Raw genomic sequence first — 17,349 nt, forward strand, 5'->3', positions numbered from 1 at the left:
GTAGTTGAAATAAGAAGGTTAAAAGCTAAGCCTAAAACTAAAATTAGGAGTCAGACCAAGGGAAACATTTTCAACCTTTTCAATTTCATCATTTTCGTTTAGACGGTAGTAGGTATCCAAAATATTGGTGCGATCGGTAAAATTCAATACTGATACCCCAATGGAGGCACCAACTTCTGGACTCAGGTCGAAATCATAAATAGCGGAGGCGTCAGCACGCAGATATTCGGGCAATCGGCTACTATTGGCTTCCGAATAGTTGATACGACTAGGAAAAAATGTGGTATTAATCGGGTTTTCTTCGAAAGGTTCGGTAAAGGGCTTTCCTGTGCGGTAGTTGAGTCCAACACCGAACCTGAAATTGTTATAGGTATAGGTGCCGGCGAGGGTAAACGTATGTCTAATATCCAAATTATTCGGAAAGGTATTCGGTACAACATCCTCAAAATAATAATCGTTCAAATTAAAGGCATAACTGAACCAGAGGCTATAGTCGTTGGTTTTATTATTGACGAGAAATTCGACTCCTTTTACTTCATACTTTCCAATTTCTCCACCAAATTGAAATGGGTTCTGAAAACCTTGGGTCTCCGTACTGATTCCGTTGACTTCTTTGTAAAAGCTTTCTAAGCTCACATATAAATCTCTATAATTATAGTTGAAACCCAGTGAGGCTTGTTTACTCTTTGTGATGGGTAGTTGATTACCATCCGATAATATCCAACGTCGTTTTTCTATTCCTAAGAAATTCTGTTCAAGGTCTACAATCTGATTGGTGGCCTGACTTTTAAATTCTCCCAAAAATTCCACTTTGAGATTATCGGTCAAGGCATAATGCATGTTCAATCGAGGTTCTACCACGATTTCATCGAAAGTATCCAAATTGTTGAAATAATTCAGGCGTCCACCGACCCTTGCCAAAAACTTTTGGTTCGAAGATTCATATCCTATTTCAGAGAATACGGAATGGGTATGCATAACTTCAAGAATATCACTTTTAAATGGGGGTTGGTCGACATCGGTAAAATTCAATATTCCGGTTTCACTAAATTGATAGCCATTGAGCCAATGTAGTTTGGAATCCATTTTATAATGCGTATTCAATTTGGCACCTCTTTCCAATACCCTATTGGTCTGCGTTAGGCTTTGTTGTCCATTTACCGTAGTGTTTTCGGAATCTAATTCATACTGTGAAGAATATGCGTTGAGGTGCGTAGAAAAAGTATCGCTCCAATGACTCTCAATGCTTCCACCCAACGAGAGATTGGTCTGGTCCAACATACTTTGCGAACTTCTTGAAGCATCTTCGTTCGTTTCGCTATAATCAAGATTGTTGTTGATATTGATAAAACTTAACCTAATCTTGTGTTTTTCATTGATATCATATAATAGTTTTCCAGTGAAATCATAAAAGAAAAACTGCCGTTTTGGGTCACTTCCGAATCTTGAAAGGCCCGTACAGAAAACTGATTATAGGCGGGTGTATTTAAAAAATCGGTCAATGATCGACGGGCTGAAAATTGAAAGGCCAATTTTTCCCCTAAAGGAATTTGTCCAAATACATCGGCACTGATAAAGTTCGCCCCTGCACCGCCAAAATAGGTATCGGTCAACTCGTTCTTTGTTTCCATATTGATGACACCGCTAACCCCGTCACCGTATTCGGAACTGGTTCCGTTTTTGATGATGGTCACCTTATCGGTGAGATAAGGGTTAAACGCCGAGATCAAACCAAAAAAGTGTCCGGATTGATACATTTTGATACCGTCCCAGAGAATAAGGTTTTGGTCGTTCGTTCCTCCTCTGATATTAATGTCGGAAACCGTTTCATCGATACTCTTGATACCTGGGAGGGCCTGTATGGTCTGTAGTACATCGGGTTCTATAGATCCGGGTAGAATTCCGAAGGCGCCGGTATTCAATTCAATACTCGCATCGGTCTGTTTAACGAGCCCCGAGGTCAATAGCTCGATGACCACGACTTCATCCAATTGTTGTACGTTCTGTGCCAATACCAACTCGGCACAGGATTCAAGATTTACCAACTCCTCGGCTATAACAAATAAAGGCTTGAACCCCAAGTGCTGAATTTGTAGCACGGCTTTTCTCGGAATATTTTCAAGGATGAACTTTCCATCAAAATCGGTAATTAGGGCTATTTCGGTGTCCAAAACCTGAACCGTCGCACCGGGAATGGTATTTTGTTCGAAATTATCAAGCACCACACCACAGATAGTTACGGTAGTACTTTTTGAAAGGGTATAATACCGTTCGTTGAGTTTTCTAATCTTTATCTGGGTCTGTTTTTCTATGTCGTTCAGAATGGCTTCGAGCGTATCATTTTTTGGTACGCGAATCTCTACAGGTCGAATATCCTCATCGACATAGGAAAACTTTACATCGAATTGTTGTTCAAGTTCTTGAATATAGGTGATGAGTAGTTTGGGTACAGCTGTCTCTTGTGCGTTGCCAGTCTTTACGAAAAGCAGCAGAGAAAGAAAAAAAGAAGGTATGCAAAGCGTTTAAGGCGCGTTTTCGGCATAGAACAGCACTTTATTCCCCTCTAATTTAAACTTTATTCGGGAAGGAACACTAATACTTTGCAACGCCAATTCGGTCTCGGTATTGCTGAAAGTACCTGTGAAAAGCTGATCTGTATCTACATTTTGGGTTTCCACCTTGATATTATGTTGTCTTTCAAACTCATTTAAAACATATTTTAGGGGAATACTCTTAAACGAACTTTCATCGTTCATCCATGCCGGTACATTCGTATTTGGGGCCTCGGCATCAACTATTTTTCCGTGAATTACCATGAAGGAAGTACCTGCAGGTAATTTAGTTTCTTTTTCGTTGAAGGTAACACTGACCAGACCTTCATAACAAGTAACCTCGAAAAAATCCCCACGATTCTCGACATTGAATTGTGTGCCCAGAACGGTCACGGTACCGTTTTCGGTGGCGACGGTAAAACGTTTCCCTTTTGCTACTTTGAAAAAGGCTTCGCCTTCAAGGGCAATGTTTCGTTTTTCGTCCCATTTCTTTTCGTTGTAGGAGATTTGGGAATCAGCATTTAATATTATGGTAGAAGCATCCGGAAGTACCACTTCTTTATTTTCCGCATATTGGGTCGAAATGTTCTCATCCAAAGAATTAAGATAGAAATATGAACCGGTTAAAAGAACGGCGATAGCCGCAGCAACCCGCAAGAACTTCTTAAAAGGATGCAATTGCACAACCTTTGTACTGTTCAAAGTCTGCTTGTTCTTCAAGGCCGTAAAAGCCTGATTTGCATCGAATTCAGGAGCTTCCAAACTATTCGAAGCTTCAAGAATACGTTGGTACGAAGCATACTCGTCGGACAATTTAAATTCCGCGAGCTTCGCTTCAGTGAGTTCGTTGTTCAGCCATTTTGCCAAGTAATTTTCTTGCATGATTTCTAGCTTTGTACCTTAATAACAATCGTTTAAGAAAAAACCCTACTTTTTTGGGTTATACTTTTCCAGTTGTGATTCTTTTTCAACCTGAAACATGTAACTCCAAACCTGGAACCCTTTAAATACCGTCAATCTGTTCCCTCAACGTTTTTAGCGCCAAATGCATTCTTTTTTCAATGGCTTTTACACTTACCCCTTCCATCTCCGCGATCTCGGCATATTTCTTTCCATCTATCCGATTCAATAGAAAAGTAGTGCGTTGGTTTTCGGGTAGATCATTCAGGGCTTTATCCAACTTTTCCCTGAACTCGTTTTCTTCCATAACGAACTCAGGGGATTCATGAGTAGATTTCAATGTCTTGTCGGCATATTTCAAACGTACTTTTTCAGCTTTGATTACGTTGAGGTAGAGATTATTGGCAACGGTATAAACGTATGATTTGGCCTTCGCGGGGGCCACCTTCGCGCAATTCTCCCATAGTTTCATAAAAGCTTCTTGTACAGCATCATAGGCCTTTTCTTCGTTGCCAAACTTATAATAAATGTAATTAAAAACCGTTTTAGAATTAGCCTTGAAGATTTGGCTAAATAACTGTTCCTCACATATATTATCGGTATTTTCGTTGTTCAAAATGGGTTGGTTTTACCTCAAAGATATTTGAAAAAAATGAATTATAAGTAGGGTATTTACAAACCTCGTTGTTTTAGGAATGTATTAACAAAAAAATCCAAATCGTTATGAAAAAGTTATTTAAATCTTCGCTGTACGTCGGCCTACTCGCTACAGCTATGGTCTTTACAGGGTGTCAAAAAGAAGAATATGATGTGCCTGACCCACAAGAGGAAGGGGAGTCCCTGACCGCAAGTTCCGCTACCGCAAAGCTAATGGAGCGTACGGTTTCGAATGATGGTTCGTATGATAATATTGTCGATGGCGCCAGTTGTTTCAATATACGTTTTCCGTATACCGTGAAGGTAAACGGGCTGGAGATTACCATTGATTCCAAAGAGGATCTACACTTGATCGAAGAAATTTTTGATGCGGTCGAGGATGATGAGAACTTGTTGGATATTATATTTCCTATAACTATCACGATGGCCGATTATACCGAGATTACCATAAATGGTGAGGCAGATCTTCGTGAACTTGCCAAACAATGTAAAGAAGGTGGCGATGATGAAGATATCGAGTGTATCGATGTGGTGTACCCTGTTACATTTTTTACGTTGGATACCAACTCGACCCAAACGGGTAGCGTGGTCGTTGAGAGTGATAAAGAGATGCGCAGGTTTTTTGCCGGGCTTGGTGAAAATGATTTGATAAGTATACAATACCCTGTTGTTTTGGTCATGTTCGATGGAACTGAGGTACGCGTAAGCAGTAATGCCGAATTGGCCGAAGCCATTGAAATGGCAAAGGATGCTTGTGATGAAGACGACGACGATGATTATAATGATGATGACTTTACTAAGGAAAGATTGGATGCTCTTTTGGTAGAATGTCCATGGTTGATTCGCGATATTATGCGCGACAATCAACTTCAGACCGAGCAGTATTTTGAATCCATTATGAACTTTACCGAAGATGGTGCCGTAAACGTAATCGATAGGGCCGGTAATAATATTACAGGTACTTGGAGTACCAGGGTAACGGACTATAGGGTCTTGTTAAGACTTGAATTTGATGTATTGGTCGATTTTAATCTCGATTGGTTCGTGTACGAAATTTCCAAGGATAAAATCAAATTACATGAAAAGGATGGAAACTGGATCATCATGCAAAAGGCCTGTGATATTCTGAACAATGACCCCAGTACCTTGCGTGAAGTGTTACGGGAATGTGACTGGATCATTAAAAAGGTCAAAGTCGATGGAGAGGAAATCAAACGACTCTTAGGATATGAATTCAGTTTTCAGGCTGAAGGTATCGTCACTTTAAGTAATGGAGAAACTATAGGTGAAGGCACTTGGGAAATCACGACTAACGAACAAGGTCGATTGGTTATGGCCATTGTCATGGGTGACGAGCCAGGAGTAAGTTTTGAATGGCCGTTAACCGATTTACGTGATGATAGGTTGAAGTTCGAGATTCCCGGTACGGACTATGAATTGATATTGGAGCGCGATTGTGATAATGATGAAGGTGACGACGACGTTGCCTGGATCCGCGGCTTGTTTATCGATTCATTATGGAACGTGGCACTTTTCTCAATGAACAATGATTCTATGGCACAGGCCTATGTGTATGATGATTTTGAATTTAGGCAAGATGGGTCGATTGTTGTGATGAACTCTAATGGTGTGATGGCCGAAACGGGTAGATGGTTAGTCTATCGAAACAGCGAAGATAAATTGGAAATGATCATCGCGTTCGGTTCAGAAAGCAATTACTATCCTTTGGCGAACGATTACACCATAGTCGAAGTAGAAGAAAACAGGGTGGAATTGCGCCATACCAATGATGAAGGTGGAATGGATATTCTAGTGTTGGAAAAGAAATAAATAAGACCGCCCCAACATGCAAGTGTTGGGGCGTTTTCAAAATTTCTAAAAAATGAAAAATATAGCAATCAATCTTACGGTTTTGATTTTGGCCATATTGGTTTTCAAATCGTGTTCCAAAGATGACGGAAAAGAGAACAATGTTGTGGATAGTTCGGACATTCCAAGCATAAAAAGTGCCATCACAAATGGAGATTGGCATATTAGCTATTATTTCGATTCAGATAAAGAAGAAACCTCCGATTATGTGGACTACATCTTTACTTTTCAAGAAAACGGAACCTTAGGAGCTACAGACGGAAATACATCACTTTCAGGCGCATGGTCTATTACAACTTCTGATAATAGTAATGACGATACTAGTACAAGTGATGTTGATTTTAACATTTTGTTCAGCTCGCCGGAAATTTTTGAAGAACTGTCTGATGACTGGGATATCAAATCGTACTCGAACAACCAAATCGAGTTAATGGATATCAGCGGTGGAAATGGAGGAACCGACCTCCTAACCTTCAGCAAGAATTAACACCCTTTTTGCCCCACAACCCCAAAGGAGCATCCATTGAAAAATGGGTGCTTTTTTTGTTGCTTCCCTAGTCCTCCCAAAAGGGGAGGGAATACCACCCAAGGCTGCAAAACACTTTTAAGAAATAGAGAAACTTATTCACTTCGAAACGATTTGGCGAATTCCTTTATGACCATATTCATTGACGAAGCTGTTCCCTCCCCTTTGGGGAGGGTTTGGGAGGGACTTTTCCATCTTATTTCCCCATCTTTACCATTCTTATTCTTAAATTTGCTTTTCTTCAAAAATGATGTGAACGATGTTCGATAATTTAAGTGAAAAGCTCGATAAGGCCTTACATACGTTAAGAGGTCATGGGCAGATTACAGAAATCAATGTTGCCGAAACGACCAAGGAAGTCCGCAGGGCCTTGTTGGATGCCGATGTCAATTTCAAGATAGCCAAAGAGTTTACCAATAGGGTCAAGGAAAAGGCCTTAGGTCAAAATGTATTGACTACGCTACAGCCTGGGCAGTTGATGGTCAAGATCGTAAAAGATGAACTGACCGAACTCATGGGTGGTGAGACCGAGGGAATCAATCTTTCGGGAACTCCTTCGATTATCTTAATGTCAGGACTACAAGGTTCGGGTAAAACTACTTTTTCAGGAAAATTGGCCAATTACCTTAAGACCAAAAAATCAAAAAAACCTTTATTGGTTGCCTGTGATGTCTATCGCCCTGCAGCAATTGATCAATTGCATGTAGTCGGAGATCAGATTGGAGTTGAGGTGTATTCGGATCGTGAAAATAATGACCCTGTATCTATCGCACAAGCAGGTATCGCTAAGGCAAATTCAGAAGGTTTTAATGTAGTCATCATCGATACCGCGGGCCGTTTGGCGGTGGACGAAAAGATGATGAACGAAATATCGAACATTCACGCCGCGATAAAACCTCAAGAGACCCTGTTCGTGGTCGATTCGATGACCGGCCAAGATGCGGTGAATACTGCAAAGGCCTTCAATGATGTATTGAATTTCGATGGGGTAATATTGACCAAGTTGGATGGGGATACCCGTGGTGGTGCCGCCATTTCAATTAAATCAGTCGTTAATAAGCCAATCAAGTTTATCGGTACTGGTGAAAAAATGGAGGCCATCGATGTGTTCCATCCATCCAGAATGGCGGACCGAATTTTAGGTATGGGCGATGTCATCTCTTTGGTGGAGCGGGCCCAAGAACAATTTGATGAGGAAGAGGCCCGAAAAATACAGAAGAAAATTGCCAAGAATAAATTCGGTTTTGATGATTTTTTGAGCCAAATTCAGCAAATCAAGAAGATGGGAAACATCAAAGATTTGATGGGCATGATTCCCGGTGCCGGAAAAGCGCTAAAAGGATTGGATATCGACGACGATGCTTTCAAACATATCGAGGCGATAATCCATTCAATGACTCCCGATGAACGTTCAAATCCTTCAAAATTAAATGCAAGCCGTAAAAAGCGAATTGCAAAAGGAAGTGGTCGTGATGTGCAAGAAGTCAATCAGTTGATGAAGCAATTCGACCAAATGAGCAAGATGATGAAGATGATGCAAGGCGGCGGAGGCAAAAAGATGATGCAGATGATGGGCGGAATGAAGGGCATGAAATAATTAACCAATTGAAGACTAAAAAAAAATGAAAATATTAGACGGCCGAAAAATTTCCAACGACATCAAAGCCGAAATTAAGGCCGAGGTGGATAAAATGAAAGAAAGGGGTGAAAAGGTACCTCATCTGGCCGCGATTATTGTGGGTAATGATGGTGCTAGTCTAACTTACGTAGGTAGTAAAGTTAGGTCTTGTGAGCGTGTCGGTTTCGAATCGACCTTGATACAGATGCCCAGTACAACTTCTGAGTTGGAACTTTTAAAAAAAATAGAAGAGCTCAATCAGAACGATGATATCGATGGATTTATCGTTCAGCTTCCCTTACCCGACCAAATTGACACGCAAGAGGTTATTATGGCCGTTCATCCCGATAAGGATGTTGACGGTTTTCATCCTACGAACTTTGGAAAAATGGCTTTGGACATGAGTACCTTCATTCCAGCTACACCGTTCGGAATTTTAGAGCTTTTAGAGCGATATCAAGTAGAGACACAAGGGAAACATACCGTCGTCATAGGCCGAAGTCATATTGTAGGGCGACCCATGAGTATCTTAATGGGCCGTAAAGGTTTCCCCGGAAATTCTACCGTCACCTTGACCCATAGCCGAACCAAGAATATTAGTCAGATTACGACACAGGCCGATATCATTATTTCTGCCCTGGGCGTCCCCGGATTCCTGAAAGCGGAAATGGTCAAGGACGATGTTGTAATCATTGATGTCGGTATTACTCGAGTGGCGGATGATTCCAAAGAAAAAGGATATTACATTACCGGCGATGTCGATTTTGAGAATGTCAGTAAAAAAGCGTCGTATATAACACCGGTTCCCGGCGGGGTGGGTCCAATGACCATTGCCATGCTGCTTAAAAATACGCTTTTGGCAAGGGAAAGACACCGAAGTAGAAAATAGGCTTCCCTTTTTGTGTTCGACTTGGGTTATGTACTAATATGCAAGGACTTTTCCTTACCTATATAATAAATCCGTACATTGAACTTCTTCCAAATTTTAACACTGATCTTGTAACAAATCGACTTAAGTAAGGTCAAACCGAATAGACATTTAATTCAGAAAATGAAAAAACTAGTAAAACTTCAGGTGCTTGCCTTATCAATTTTGGTCACGAGCTTCAGCACATTTGCACAAGAAGATGCTCCTGTGGCCTTCGAAAAAGAATTACAGTCAGGTATCATACTTGAAAATATGGATCTCTCGGTAAAACCGGGGGATAATTTCACCAAATACGTCAACGGTAAGTGGATGGATAACACCGAAATACCGGCCGATAAATCGTCATACGGTATCGGAACGATACTTCATGAAGAATCGGAAGATAAGGTCAAGGAAATTATCGAAGCCTCGGCCTCAGGTAAATTTGAAGCAGGTTCTGATGAACAAAAAGTCGGAGATCTATATGCTTCCTACATGAATATGGACAAGCGAAATGAGATAGGTGTAGTGCCATTGAAATCTGAATTTGAAAAAATAGACGCTATTTCAAATTATGACGAATTGGCCACGTATTTTGGTTACGCCAATCGATATAATATCAATGTTCCTATGGGGCTTTTTGTGTATCAAGATTTTAAGAATCCTGAGATATACACCGTCTATATGTGGCAGAGTGGTTTGGGTCTTCCAGATAGGGAATACTACCTTAAGACGGATGAGCGCTCCGAAGAAATCAAATCGAAGTATGTAGAACATATTGCTAAAATGTTCGATTTGGCTGGACTTCCCGATGGTACTTCAGCCGCAACCACGGTTATGGTTTTGGAGACCAAATTGGCCGAGCAACACCTCGAAAAAGAAAAGACACGTGATTTGGTAAGCCTTTATAATATGCTCGATGTCAGTACACTTCCCGAAGTTATGCCAGATTTTAATTGGGATGGTTATTTGAAGGAAGTCGGTCTTGATACCCAAGAAAAGTTAGGCGTTTTAATGATGGACTACACCAAGGCGCTTAATGGTATTATTCAGGAAACCGATTTGGCCACCTGGAAGACATATCTCACATGGAGTGTTATCGATGGTAACGCATCCCGGTTGAATGCCGCTTTGGATCGGCAGAATTTCGAGTTTTATAGCAAAGAATTAAGAGGTACCCAAGAACAGAGACCTTTATGGAGAAGAGGTGTTTCAACGGTCAGTGGTAGTTTGGGTGAGGTAATCGGCAAGGTATACGTAAAAAAACACTTTCCGCCAGAGGCCAAAGAGCGAATGGAAGTATTGGTAGATAATTTATTGAAGGCCTATGAAGTCAGTATTAAAGAATTGGATTGGATGAGCGAAGCGACCAAAGTTGAGGCTTTGGATAAATTGAGCAAGTTTACTCCTAAAATAGGATATCCTGACAAGTGGAAGGAATATTACGTAGAAATAACCGTCGATGATCTTTATGCCAATATGAGGCGTATCGCTGAGATGGAGTACAACCGTGAACTGGGTAAATTGGGTCAGCCGATCGATAAAGATGAGTGGGCCATGAATCCGCAGACCGTAAATGCCTACTACAATCCTACCATGAACGAGATTGTTTTCCCAGCAGCCATTTTGCAACCACCTTTCTTCGATATGAATGCAGAAGACGCCGTGAACTATGGTACGATCGGAGCGGTCATCGGGCATGAAATTGGTCATGGTTTTGATGATACCGGTAGCACTTTCGATGGTAATGGTGCCATGCGTAATTGGTGGACCGATCAAGATAAGGAAGAATTCAAAAAAAGAACCAATTCTCTTATTGCCCAATATAACGAGTTTCAGGTATTGCCTGATGTGAAGGTCAATGGTGAGTTTACCCTAGGTGAAAATATTGGTGATCTTGGTGGTTTGAGCATAGCCCTAAAGGCCTACAGAATGTCACTGAATGGTAAGGAAGCCCCTATGATGGATGGCTTCACTGCCACCCAACGCGTTTTTATTGGTTGGGCGCAAGGCTGGAACGGAAAATCACGTAAGGAGGCGCTTCGGGTTCAGGTGAGTTCGGATCCACATTCCCCAAGAGATTTTAGGGTAAACGGCGTAGTCCGAAATATTCCTGAGTTTTATGAGGCTTTCAATATCAAGGAAGGTGATGCACTCTATCTTGCCCCCGAAAAGCGGGTTAAGATTTGGTAATTGAACTAGTATAGAAGTTAAAAAACCCGTGAAACTACGGGTTTTTTTATGTTTTGATTTCGTTCGTATCGATAAGATGTCCCTGTGTACTATCCCCGGGAATAATAATATCGATATCATTACTGTCATCATAACTGCAACTGCCCATTCCGATAATGGCGAAGAACAGAACTCCAAGACAAACCAATTTTTTCATAACGGGTAATTTTAGTAGGTGTCGTTACCTAAAACGTTACAATTCCATAACGTTTGAATTCGCTATTTGTTATATAGGTAAGTGGCTCCTTGGGGATATTACCATGAGGTGCCATAATAGACTGTCAAACTGAGCTGTCACACTGAGCCTGTCGAAGTGCTGTCGAAGTAGCAAAGAATGGTTTGGGGCATTTTTACAAAATCTTTAAAAGATGATCGTCTTTTGATTCTCACCGGAAATTGCCTAACTTTTCATCAAATATCCAACCCTATGAAAAGTCTGTTTCCGCTTTCCGTACTTATCCTTTTTTATTTCGTAGGATGTCAAAAAGAAAATAAGAAAAACGACTTCTCAATACATGTTTCTTTTTCTGATTCTGCAAGTTCTGAAGCCAAAGATGGCCGCTTACTGTTGATGCTTTCCAATAATGATGCGGCCGAACCCCGATTTCAAATCAATGATGGACTCAACACACAACTTATTTTCGGAATGAATGTCGATGGCATGGCTGCCGGAGAAACCAAAACCTTTAACGATGAAATTTTCGGATTTCCTTATCCAAACCTTGCGGAAGTACCCCCGGAGAATACAATGTTCAAGCGCTACTACATGTGTACGAGACATTCAATCTTTCAACAGGGCAGACAGTCAAACTTCCCATGGATAATGGTGAGGGTCAACAGTGGAATCGTTCTCCTGGAAATCTGTACAGTAAACCTTTTAAAATCAAGATAACAGAAGATGGGATCCAGAGTGTGGATGTAGTTATGGATCAGGTCATTCCTCCTATCGAAGAGCCAGAGGATACGGAATGGATCAAGCATATTAAAATTAAATCAGAAAAACTGTCCGAATTCTGGGGCCGTGATATGTACCTTGGTGCCCATGTGTTGCTGCCGAAGGGTTTTAAAGAACATCCCGAAGCGAAATACCCGTTGATGGTTTTTCATGGTCATTTTCCATCGGATTTTGGAGGATTTCGAACTACCCCTCCAGATCCTAATATGGAGCCCGAATATTCCGAACGTTTTAGCCTTGATGGATATAACATTATTCAACAACAAGAGGCCTATGATTTTTACAAACGTTGGAATGAACCTGATTTTCCGAGAATGTTGATTATTGAAATTCAACACCCGACACCTTATTATGATGATTCTTACGCAGTAAACTCGGCTAGTCAAGGACCGTATGGTGATGCGATAACCTATGAACTTATCCCCGAGATTGAAAAACAATTTCGTGGTATGGGTGAAGGGTGGTCCCGTTTTTTATATGGCGGCTCCACCGGCGGTTGGGAAGCTTTGGCGGTTCAGGTCAAATATCCTGAAGAGTACAACGGATGTTTTGCCGCCTGCCCGGATCCCATCGATTTCAGGGCCTATTGCCTTACCAATATTTATGAGGATGTAAATGCGTACTATTATGATAGTGCACATAAAACCTTGGAAGTACCTAGCCATCGCGACTATCTAGGGCAGATTCAATCGACCGTTCGTGAGAGTAACCATCTTGAATTGGTTTTAGGAGACAAATCAAGATCGGGCCAACAATGGGATATTTGGGAAGCTACCTATTCTCCCCAAGGGGAAGATGGCTACCCGGTTCGAATTTGGGATAAAATGTCCGGTGATATTGACCACAAAGTAGCAGAATATTGGAAAGAGAATTACGATCTAAAACATATTCTAGAACGCGATTGGAACAAACTTGGCGAAAATCTAAAAGGTAAAATCCATATCTATTGTGGCGACATGGACAATTATTATCTCAACAATGCCGTCTATTTGATGGAAGACTTTTTGGAGAGTACTACAGATCCTTATTATGGGGGAGAAGTTCTTTATGGCGACCGTGCCGAACATTGCTGGAACGGAGACCCCGACCAACCCAATGCTATCAGCCGTTTGCGATATAATAGTATGTATGTGCCAAAGATTATGAAACGTATTGCAGAAAGTGCGCCCAAGGGGGCGGATTTGACGAGTTGGAGGTATCGATAAATAACATAAAATATAAAACATGAAACTTGGAGCATTTTCAATCAGCCTCGCAGTAAAAGACCTGCAGGTATCAAAAGACTTTTATGAAAAGTTGGGCTTCGCGGTATTTGCGGGAAACAAAGAACAGAATTACTTGATTATGAAAAATGAAGATTCTTTGGTCGGACTTTTTCAGGGCATGTTCGAGAACAATATTTTGACCTTTAACCCGGGTTGGGATCAAAGTGCCAAAACGCTAAATGAATTTGACGATGTACGTGAGATTCAAAAAAGCTTGAAAGACCATAGTATCGATTTGATTCGCGAGGCTGACCAAAGTACCACGGGCCCTGCTAGCGTAGTAATTACAGATCCCGATGGAAATATGATATTAATCGATCAGCATGTTTGAGGCTAGCAAGGAGAATTATGGGTTCCCTATCCTCTCATTACCAATATTATAGATTATGAATACTACTAACAGAGTAGCTTGGGTGGTTTTTGTGGTTCTCGCCATTTCGGTTGGGTTATACCCATTGCTATACCTTTTTATCGATCGTGAATTCGGGCTATTGGCTTCGAAAAATGAATCGCTATTATCGAATATAGTTTGGAATATTGGGTTCTACGGCCATATACTTTTTGGTGGCCTTGCCCTATTGATTGGCTGGATCCAATTCAGCAAGAAGTTGCGAAATGCAAACCTTGAGCGTCATCGAAATATCGGGAAAGTTTATGTGGTTTCGGCCGTTATAAGTGGCCTTTGCGGTGTCTATATCGGATTTTATGCTACCGGAGGACTAATTTCCTCTTTTGGGTTTATAAGTCTTGGCCTCATTTGGTTATATACAACTACAAAGGCATATTTCGCCGTCCGCAAAGGAGACTTACAATTGCACCAAGGTCTCATGATCTATAGCTATGCTGCTTGTTTTGCTGCCGTAACCTTGCGAATATGGCTCCCGCTTTTGAGTTTTGCCTTTGGCGATTTCATCATCGCGTACCGATTGGTAGCTTGGCTCTGTTGGGTGCCAAATATCATTTTTGCCTATGTATGGGTGCATAGAAAAGGATTAACTTTAGGGTAGAAACAAAATCAATTTTTAGTATATGAAATATCATTTGAACATTGTCCTTATAATTCTGGTTTTTATTTCAAGCTGTAAAGAGCAAAAGAAAAAAGAAGAGCCGACCATCACTTCCACCACAGAGATACAAAAATCTGGAAATCCCATTTCCGAAGGTTGGTACGCCGACCCTGAAGGTGCTGTTTTTGGTGATGAATATTGGATATACCCCACGTACTCCGATGATTACGATAAACAGTTACATTTTGATGCGTTTTCATCAAAAGACTTAGTCAACTGGCAGAAGCATGAACGTATCTTGGACACGACCAAGATAAAATGGTTGCGGCAGGCGCTATGGGCACCTTCAATTATCGAGAAAGTAGGTAAGTATTATTTGTTTTTTGGTGCGAACGATATTCAAAGGCCCGGTCGCGATTCGTATAATCCGAACAACGATATCAACCACTTCGGGGGGTATCGGGGTAGCAGTGGCAGATAATCCCGGTGGGCCTTTTGAAGATTATTTGGACAAACCCTTGATTTCAGATTTTTATAACAATGCCCAACCCATCGATCAATTTGTATTCAAGGATGTTGATGGCACCCACTATTTCTTCTACGGAGGATGGAGCCATTGTAATCTTGGAAAATTAAAAGATGATTTTACCGGATTTATTCCGTGGGAAGATGGCAACCTATTCAAAGAAATAACTCCCGAAAACTATGTAGAAGGTCCTTTTATGTTCCTGCGAAAAGGCATCTATTATTTTATGTGGTCCGAGGGCAGTTGGGGCGATGGCACCTACAAAGTGGCCTATGCCATGGCGGATAAGGCCACCGGACCGTTTGAACGGATCGGCACTGTTTTAGAATCAAAAGAAGGTGACATCGCTAATGGAGCTGGGCACCATTCGGTAATCAATGTGCCTAACACTGATACATGGATTATGGTCTATCATAGACGCCCAATCCCCAACGAAGATCGCGATCATCGTGTTACGTGCCTAGACTATATGGAATTCAACGAAGATGGAACTATCAAACCGGTGAAGATGACTTTTGAAGGGGTAGGGATAATACAGCAATAGAAGATTTCATAGCTTAAACCGTTTCGATAAAGTGAATATATTCTTATATTTTTATGGATAAACCAAACCGCTATACCATGAAAAAATTGATGATTGTTTGCATAATTTTTCTTACGATAACTTGCAAACAAAAACCGCAAATATTGGAGACTACTGGAAGTTTTCAAAATTTTATGGAAAATTTCGATACTTCGAGCGATGCTGCTGCCATTGATGATTTGAGCGAAGCATCTTTTTCAAAGGAGTTGGCCTATACCACAGATATGTTGGCCCAGCTTTTGGCCATCGATACCAACGGATTGGATTTTGAGGATAAAATTGATTGGCGGTTCGCACACAGCATTCTTAGGGGAAACGAGATACGACAATCGCGGCACCAATCGTGGAAACGAGACCCCAGGGTATATATGCAGTTCAGAACCTTGGGCAATATAGTCGAGGGCCCAGATAATCTAGAAGAGAAAATGGAAAAGCTGAAAGAGCGCTTGACCTTGGTGCCAAAACAATTGAAGAACGGACAGGAACAAATCACTCAATATGTTCCAAGATTTCAAGAATTGGCCCTTTTCATGGCCGAAAATTCCCAAAAACTTTTTAACCATGACCTTCCTGATTTTGTCGCACGCACAGATTATGAGAATGCGTTAATGCCACTTATCCGTGAAGCGCAAAAATCCCTGGACAGTTATATAGAATTCCTAGGTGAAAAATTGGCCGAAGGACCGAAATCAAATTTTGCCATGGGTACCGAAACATACAACCAAATGCTCAAGGAGGAATTTCTATTGGATTATACCCATGAAACCCTTTGGGAATATGGGAAAATGAAATTCGATGAAACGGTAGCCGAACTCGAAATCTTGGCGAAAGAAATCGACCCGACCAAAACGTGGCAACAATTGGCCATCGAAATCAAGAACGATTATCCTGAGCCGCATAAAATGGTCGATGCACATCAACTTTGGGTCGATAGTTCCAAAGCACATATTCTGAACAAAAAGTTGATTCCTATTCCTTGGAACGAAAGGGTAGCGGTGGTGCCAAGGGCCGAGTATTTGAGAAAGACATCGTATTACGGTAATTTTTCAAGGGCTCAAGGTAAAGACCAAGATAGTATTTTCATGGCGCAATGGATGATCAATCCATTTGAGGATCAGTGGGACGAAAAAACCAAACAAGAATATTTGGTAGAACATGACTGGGGAGTCATCATAGTAACCGCACCTCATGAAGCCTACGGCGGTCATCATGTGCAAGGGCTATACCAGATGCACAACCCAAGAAAAATTCGTCGTGAGAATGGACTTTCTTTATTTAGCGAAGGTTGGGGGCTCTATAATGAGCAACTCATGTCGGAGACGGGATTTTTTCCGAATAAACGGATTCACTTACGGCAGTTGCAATTGCGTTTATGGCGCAATGCCCGTGTGGTTTACGATGTCGGAATGCATACGGGCAAGATGTCGTACGAAGAGGCCATTTCGATGATGACCGATAAGGTGGGTTTTCTTCGGTGGGCGGCCCAATTGGAAATCGATTCGGCAGCTAGAAGCCCAGGTTATTTTATCGGGTATTTTATGGGCATGAGTGAAATACTTAGAATCCGTGAATTGTACCGTCAAAAAATGGGCGATGGGTTCACACTATCAGATTTTCATGAGAAACTATTGAAGTTAGGTAATATGCCACCCAAATTAATGGAAGAATCTCTACTGTTCGAACTTGGGAGTTAGGGTAACGCACATAAGGGAAAAGAATGGATTTCGTTAATGGCCATATAATTTCAATCGG

Annotated in this window: 17 protein-coding genes; 12 read left to right on the forward strand and 5 right to left on the reverse strand. The window is 41.3% G+C overall.

Going from position 1 to position 17,349, the window contains the following annotated elements:
* Nucleotides 1-18: 18 nt before the first annotated feature.
* The 4 genes from N8A86_RS14115 to N8A86_RS14130 all read right to left on the reverse strand — a co-directional run bounded on the left by N8A86_RS14115 (nucleotide 19) and on the right by N8A86_RS14130 (nucleotide 4,068).
* A complete protein-coding gene (locus N8A86_RS14115) occupies nucleotides 19-1,281 on the reverse strand; it encodes a TonB-dependent receptor (protein WP_273565975.1) in 1,263 nt (420 codons plus the stop codon).
* Between the two features lie 71 nt (nucleotides 1,282-1,352).
* Nucleotides 1,353-2,222 (reverse strand): TonB-dependent receptor plug domain-containing protein, encoded by an 870-nt coding sequence (locus N8A86_RS14120; RefSeq protein WP_273565976.1) that lies wholly within the window; start codon nucleotides 2,220-2,222, stop codon nucleotides 1,353-1,355.
* 300 nt (nucleotides 2,223-2,522) lie between these two features.
* On the reverse strand, nucleotides 2,523-3,434 hold the full coding sequence (locus N8A86_RS14125; protein WP_273565977.1) for a FecR family protein: 912 nt from the start codon (nucleotides 3,432-3,434) through the stop codon (nucleotides 2,523-2,525).
* 121 nt (nucleotides 3,435-3,555) lie between these two features.
* Entirely contained in the window at nucleotides 3,556-4,068 is a 513-nt protein-coding gene (locus tag N8A86_RS14130; protein WP_273565978.1) for an RNA polymerase sigma factor, read from the reverse strand.
* Nucleotides 4,069-4,175: 107 nt separating this feature from the next.
* Here N8A86_RS14130 and N8A86_RS14135 point away from each other — a divergent pair, with 107 nt between their 5' ends.
* The 5 genes from N8A86_RS14135 (at nucleotide 4,176) to N8A86_RS14155 (ending at nucleotide 11,222) form a co-directional block, all read left to right on the forward strand.
* Nucleotides 4,176-5,939, forward strand: coding sequence for a hypothetical protein (locus tag N8A86_RS14135; protein WP_273565979.1), 1,764 nt, complete (start codon nucleotides 4,176-4,178; stop codon nucleotides 5,937-5,939).
* A 52-nt stretch (nucleotides 5,940-5,991) separates the two neighbouring features.
* Nucleotides 5,992-6,465, forward strand: a complete 474-nt coding sequence (locus N8A86_RS14140) for a hypothetical protein (RefSeq protein WP_273565980.1) — start codon at nucleotides 5,992-5,994, stop codon at nucleotides 6,463-6,465.
* A 298-nt stretch (nucleotides 6,466-6,763) separates the two neighbouring features.
* The gene (gene ffh / locus N8A86_RS14145) at nucleotides 6,764-8,101 is read left to right on the forward strand and encodes a signal recognition particle protein (RefSeq protein ID WP_273565981.1); all 1,338 of its coding nucleotides are present in this window, start codon (nucleotides 6,764-6,766) and stop codon (nucleotides 8,099-8,101) included.
* Between the two features lie 25 nt (nucleotides 8,102-8,126).
* A complete protein-coding gene (locus N8A86_RS14150) occupies nucleotides 8,127-9,011 on the forward strand; it encodes a bifunctional 5,10-methylenetetrahydrofolate dehydrogenase/5,10-methenyltetrahydrofolate cyclohydrolase (protein WP_273565982.1) in 885 nt (294 codons plus the stop codon).
* A gap of 162 nt (nucleotides 9,012-9,173) precedes the next feature.
* On the forward strand, nucleotides 9,174-11,222 hold the full coding sequence (locus N8A86_RS14155) for a M13 family metallopeptidase (RefSeq protein ID WP_273565983.1): 2,049 nt from the start codon (nucleotides 9,174-9,176) through the stop codon (nucleotides 11,220-11,222).
* A 46-nt stretch (nucleotides 11,223-11,268) separates the two neighbouring features.
* Here N8A86_RS14155 and N8A86_RS14160 read toward each other — a convergent pair whose 3' ends face one another.
* On the reverse strand, nucleotides 11,269-11,418 hold the full coding sequence (locus tag N8A86_RS14160; RefSeq protein ID WP_273565984.1) for a hypothetical protein: 150 nt from the start codon (nucleotides 11,416-11,418) through the stop codon (nucleotides 11,269-11,271).
* 270 nt (nucleotides 11,419-11,688) lie between these two features.
* Here N8A86_RS14160 and N8A86_RS14165 point away from each other — a divergent pair, with 270 nt between their 5' ends.
* The 7 genes from N8A86_RS14165 (at nucleotide 11,689) to N8A86_RS14195 (ending at nucleotide 17,291) form a co-directional block, all read left to right on the forward strand.
* Nucleotides 11,689-12,153, forward strand: a complete 465-nt coding sequence (locus tag N8A86_RS14165) for a hypothetical protein (RefSeq protein ID WP_273565985.1) — start codon at nucleotides 11,689-11,691, stop codon at nucleotides 12,151-12,153.
* Nucleotides 12,078-13,421 (forward strand): alpha/beta hydrolase-fold protein, encoded by a 1,344-nt coding sequence (locus N8A86_RS14170; RefSeq protein WP_273565986.1) that lies wholly within the window; start codon nucleotides 12,078-12,080, stop codon nucleotides 13,419-13,421. Before N8A86_RS14165 ends, N8A86_RS14170 begins: the two co-directional genes overlap by 76 nt.
* 19 nt (nucleotides 13,422-13,440) lie before the next feature.
* Nucleotides 13,441-13,812 carry a VOC family protein gene (locus N8A86_RS14175; protein ID WP_273565987.1) on the forward strand — a complete coding sequence of 124 codons (372 nt, stop codon included), beginning with the start codon at nucleotides 13,441-13,443 and terminating at the stop codon, nucleotides 13,810-13,812.
* 55 nt (nucleotides 13,813-13,867) lie between these two features.
* Nucleotides 13,868-14,488 carry a DUF2306 domain-containing protein gene (locus tag N8A86_RS14180; protein ID WP_273565988.1) on the forward strand — a complete coding sequence of 207 codons (621 nt, stop codon included), beginning with the start codon at nucleotides 13,868-13,870 and terminating at the stop codon, nucleotides 14,486-14,488.
* A gap of 22 nt (nucleotides 14,489-14,510) precedes the next feature.
* Nucleotides 14,511-14,969, forward strand: coding sequence for a family 43 glycosylhydrolase (locus N8A86_RS14185; protein ID WP_273565989.1), 459 nt, complete (start codon nucleotides 14,511-14,513; stop codon nucleotides 14,967-14,969).
* Nucleotides 14,959-15,558, forward strand: a complete 600-nt coding sequence (locus tag N8A86_RS14190) for a family 43 glycosylhydrolase (RefSeq protein WP_273565990.1) — start codon at nucleotides 14,959-14,961, stop codon at nucleotides 15,556-15,558. The genes N8A86_RS14185 and N8A86_RS14190 overlap by 11 nt, the downstream gene beginning before the upstream one ends.
* 143 nt (nucleotides 15,559-15,701) lie before the next feature.
* Entirely contained in the window at nucleotides 15,702-17,291 is a 1,590-nt protein-coding gene (locus N8A86_RS14195; protein WP_273565991.1) for a DUF885 domain-containing protein, read from the forward strand.
* Nucleotides 17,292-17,349 lie beyond the last annotated feature (58 nt).

Origin of the sequence: Maribacter halichondriae, assembly GCF_027474825.1 — a bacterium.
Lineage (GTDB): Bacteria > Bacteroidota > Bacteroidia > Flavobacteriales > Flavobacteriaceae > Meishania > Meishania halichondriae.

Bases quoted from the DNA above. Each gene is read 5' to 3' on its own strand.
- N8A86_RS14115 (WP_273565975.1), bottom strand. From the start codon at position 1,281: ATGTTGGACCAGACCAATCTCTCGTTGGGTGGAAGCATTGAGAGTCAT.
- N8A86_RS14125 (WP_273565977.1), bottom strand. From the start codon at position 3,434: ATGCAAGAAAATTACTTGGCAAAATGGCTGAACAACGAACTCACTGAA.
- N8A86_RS14135 (WP_273565979.1), top strand. From the start codon at position 4,176: ATGAAAAAGTTATTTAAATCTTCGCTGTACGTCGGCCTACTCGCTACA.
- N8A86_RS14140 (WP_273565980.1), top strand. From the start codon at position 5,992: ATGAAAAATATAGCAATCAATCTTACGGTTTTGATTTTGGCCATATTG.
- ffh (WP_273565981.1), top strand. From the start codon at position 6,764: ATGTTCGATAATTTAAGTGAAAAGCTCGATAAGGCCTTACATACGTTA.
- N8A86_RS14150 (WP_273565982.1), top strand. From the start codon at position 8,127: ATGAAAATATTAGACGGCCGAAAAATTTCCAACGACATCAAAGCCGAA.
- N8A86_RS14155 (WP_273565983.1), top strand. From the start codon at position 9,174: ATGAAAAAACTAGTAAAACTTCAGGTGCTTGCCTTATCAATTTTGGTC.
- N8A86_RS14160 (WP_273565984.1), bottom strand. From the start codon at position 11,418: ATGAAAAAATTGGTTTGTCTTGGAGTTCTGTTCTTCGCCATTATCGGA.
- N8A86_RS14165 (WP_273565985.1), top strand. From the start codon at position 11,689: ATGAAAAGTCTGTTTCCGCTTTCCGTACTTATCCTTTTTTATTTCGTA.
- N8A86_RS14170 (WP_273565986.1), top strand. From the start codon at position 12,078: ATGGATAATGGTGAGGGTCAACAGTGGAATCGTTCTCCTGGAAATCTG.
- N8A86_RS14175 (WP_273565987.1), top strand. From the start codon at position 13,441: ATGAAACTTGGAGCATTTTCAATCAGCCTCGCAGTAAAAGACCTGCAG.
- N8A86_RS14180 (WP_273565988.1), top strand. From the start codon at position 13,868: ATGAATACTACTAACAGAGTAGCTTGGGTGGTTTTTGTGGTTCTCGCC.
- N8A86_RS14185 (WP_273565989.1), top strand. From the start codon at position 14,511: ATGAAATATCATTTGAACATTGTCCTTATAATTCTGGTTTTTATTTCA.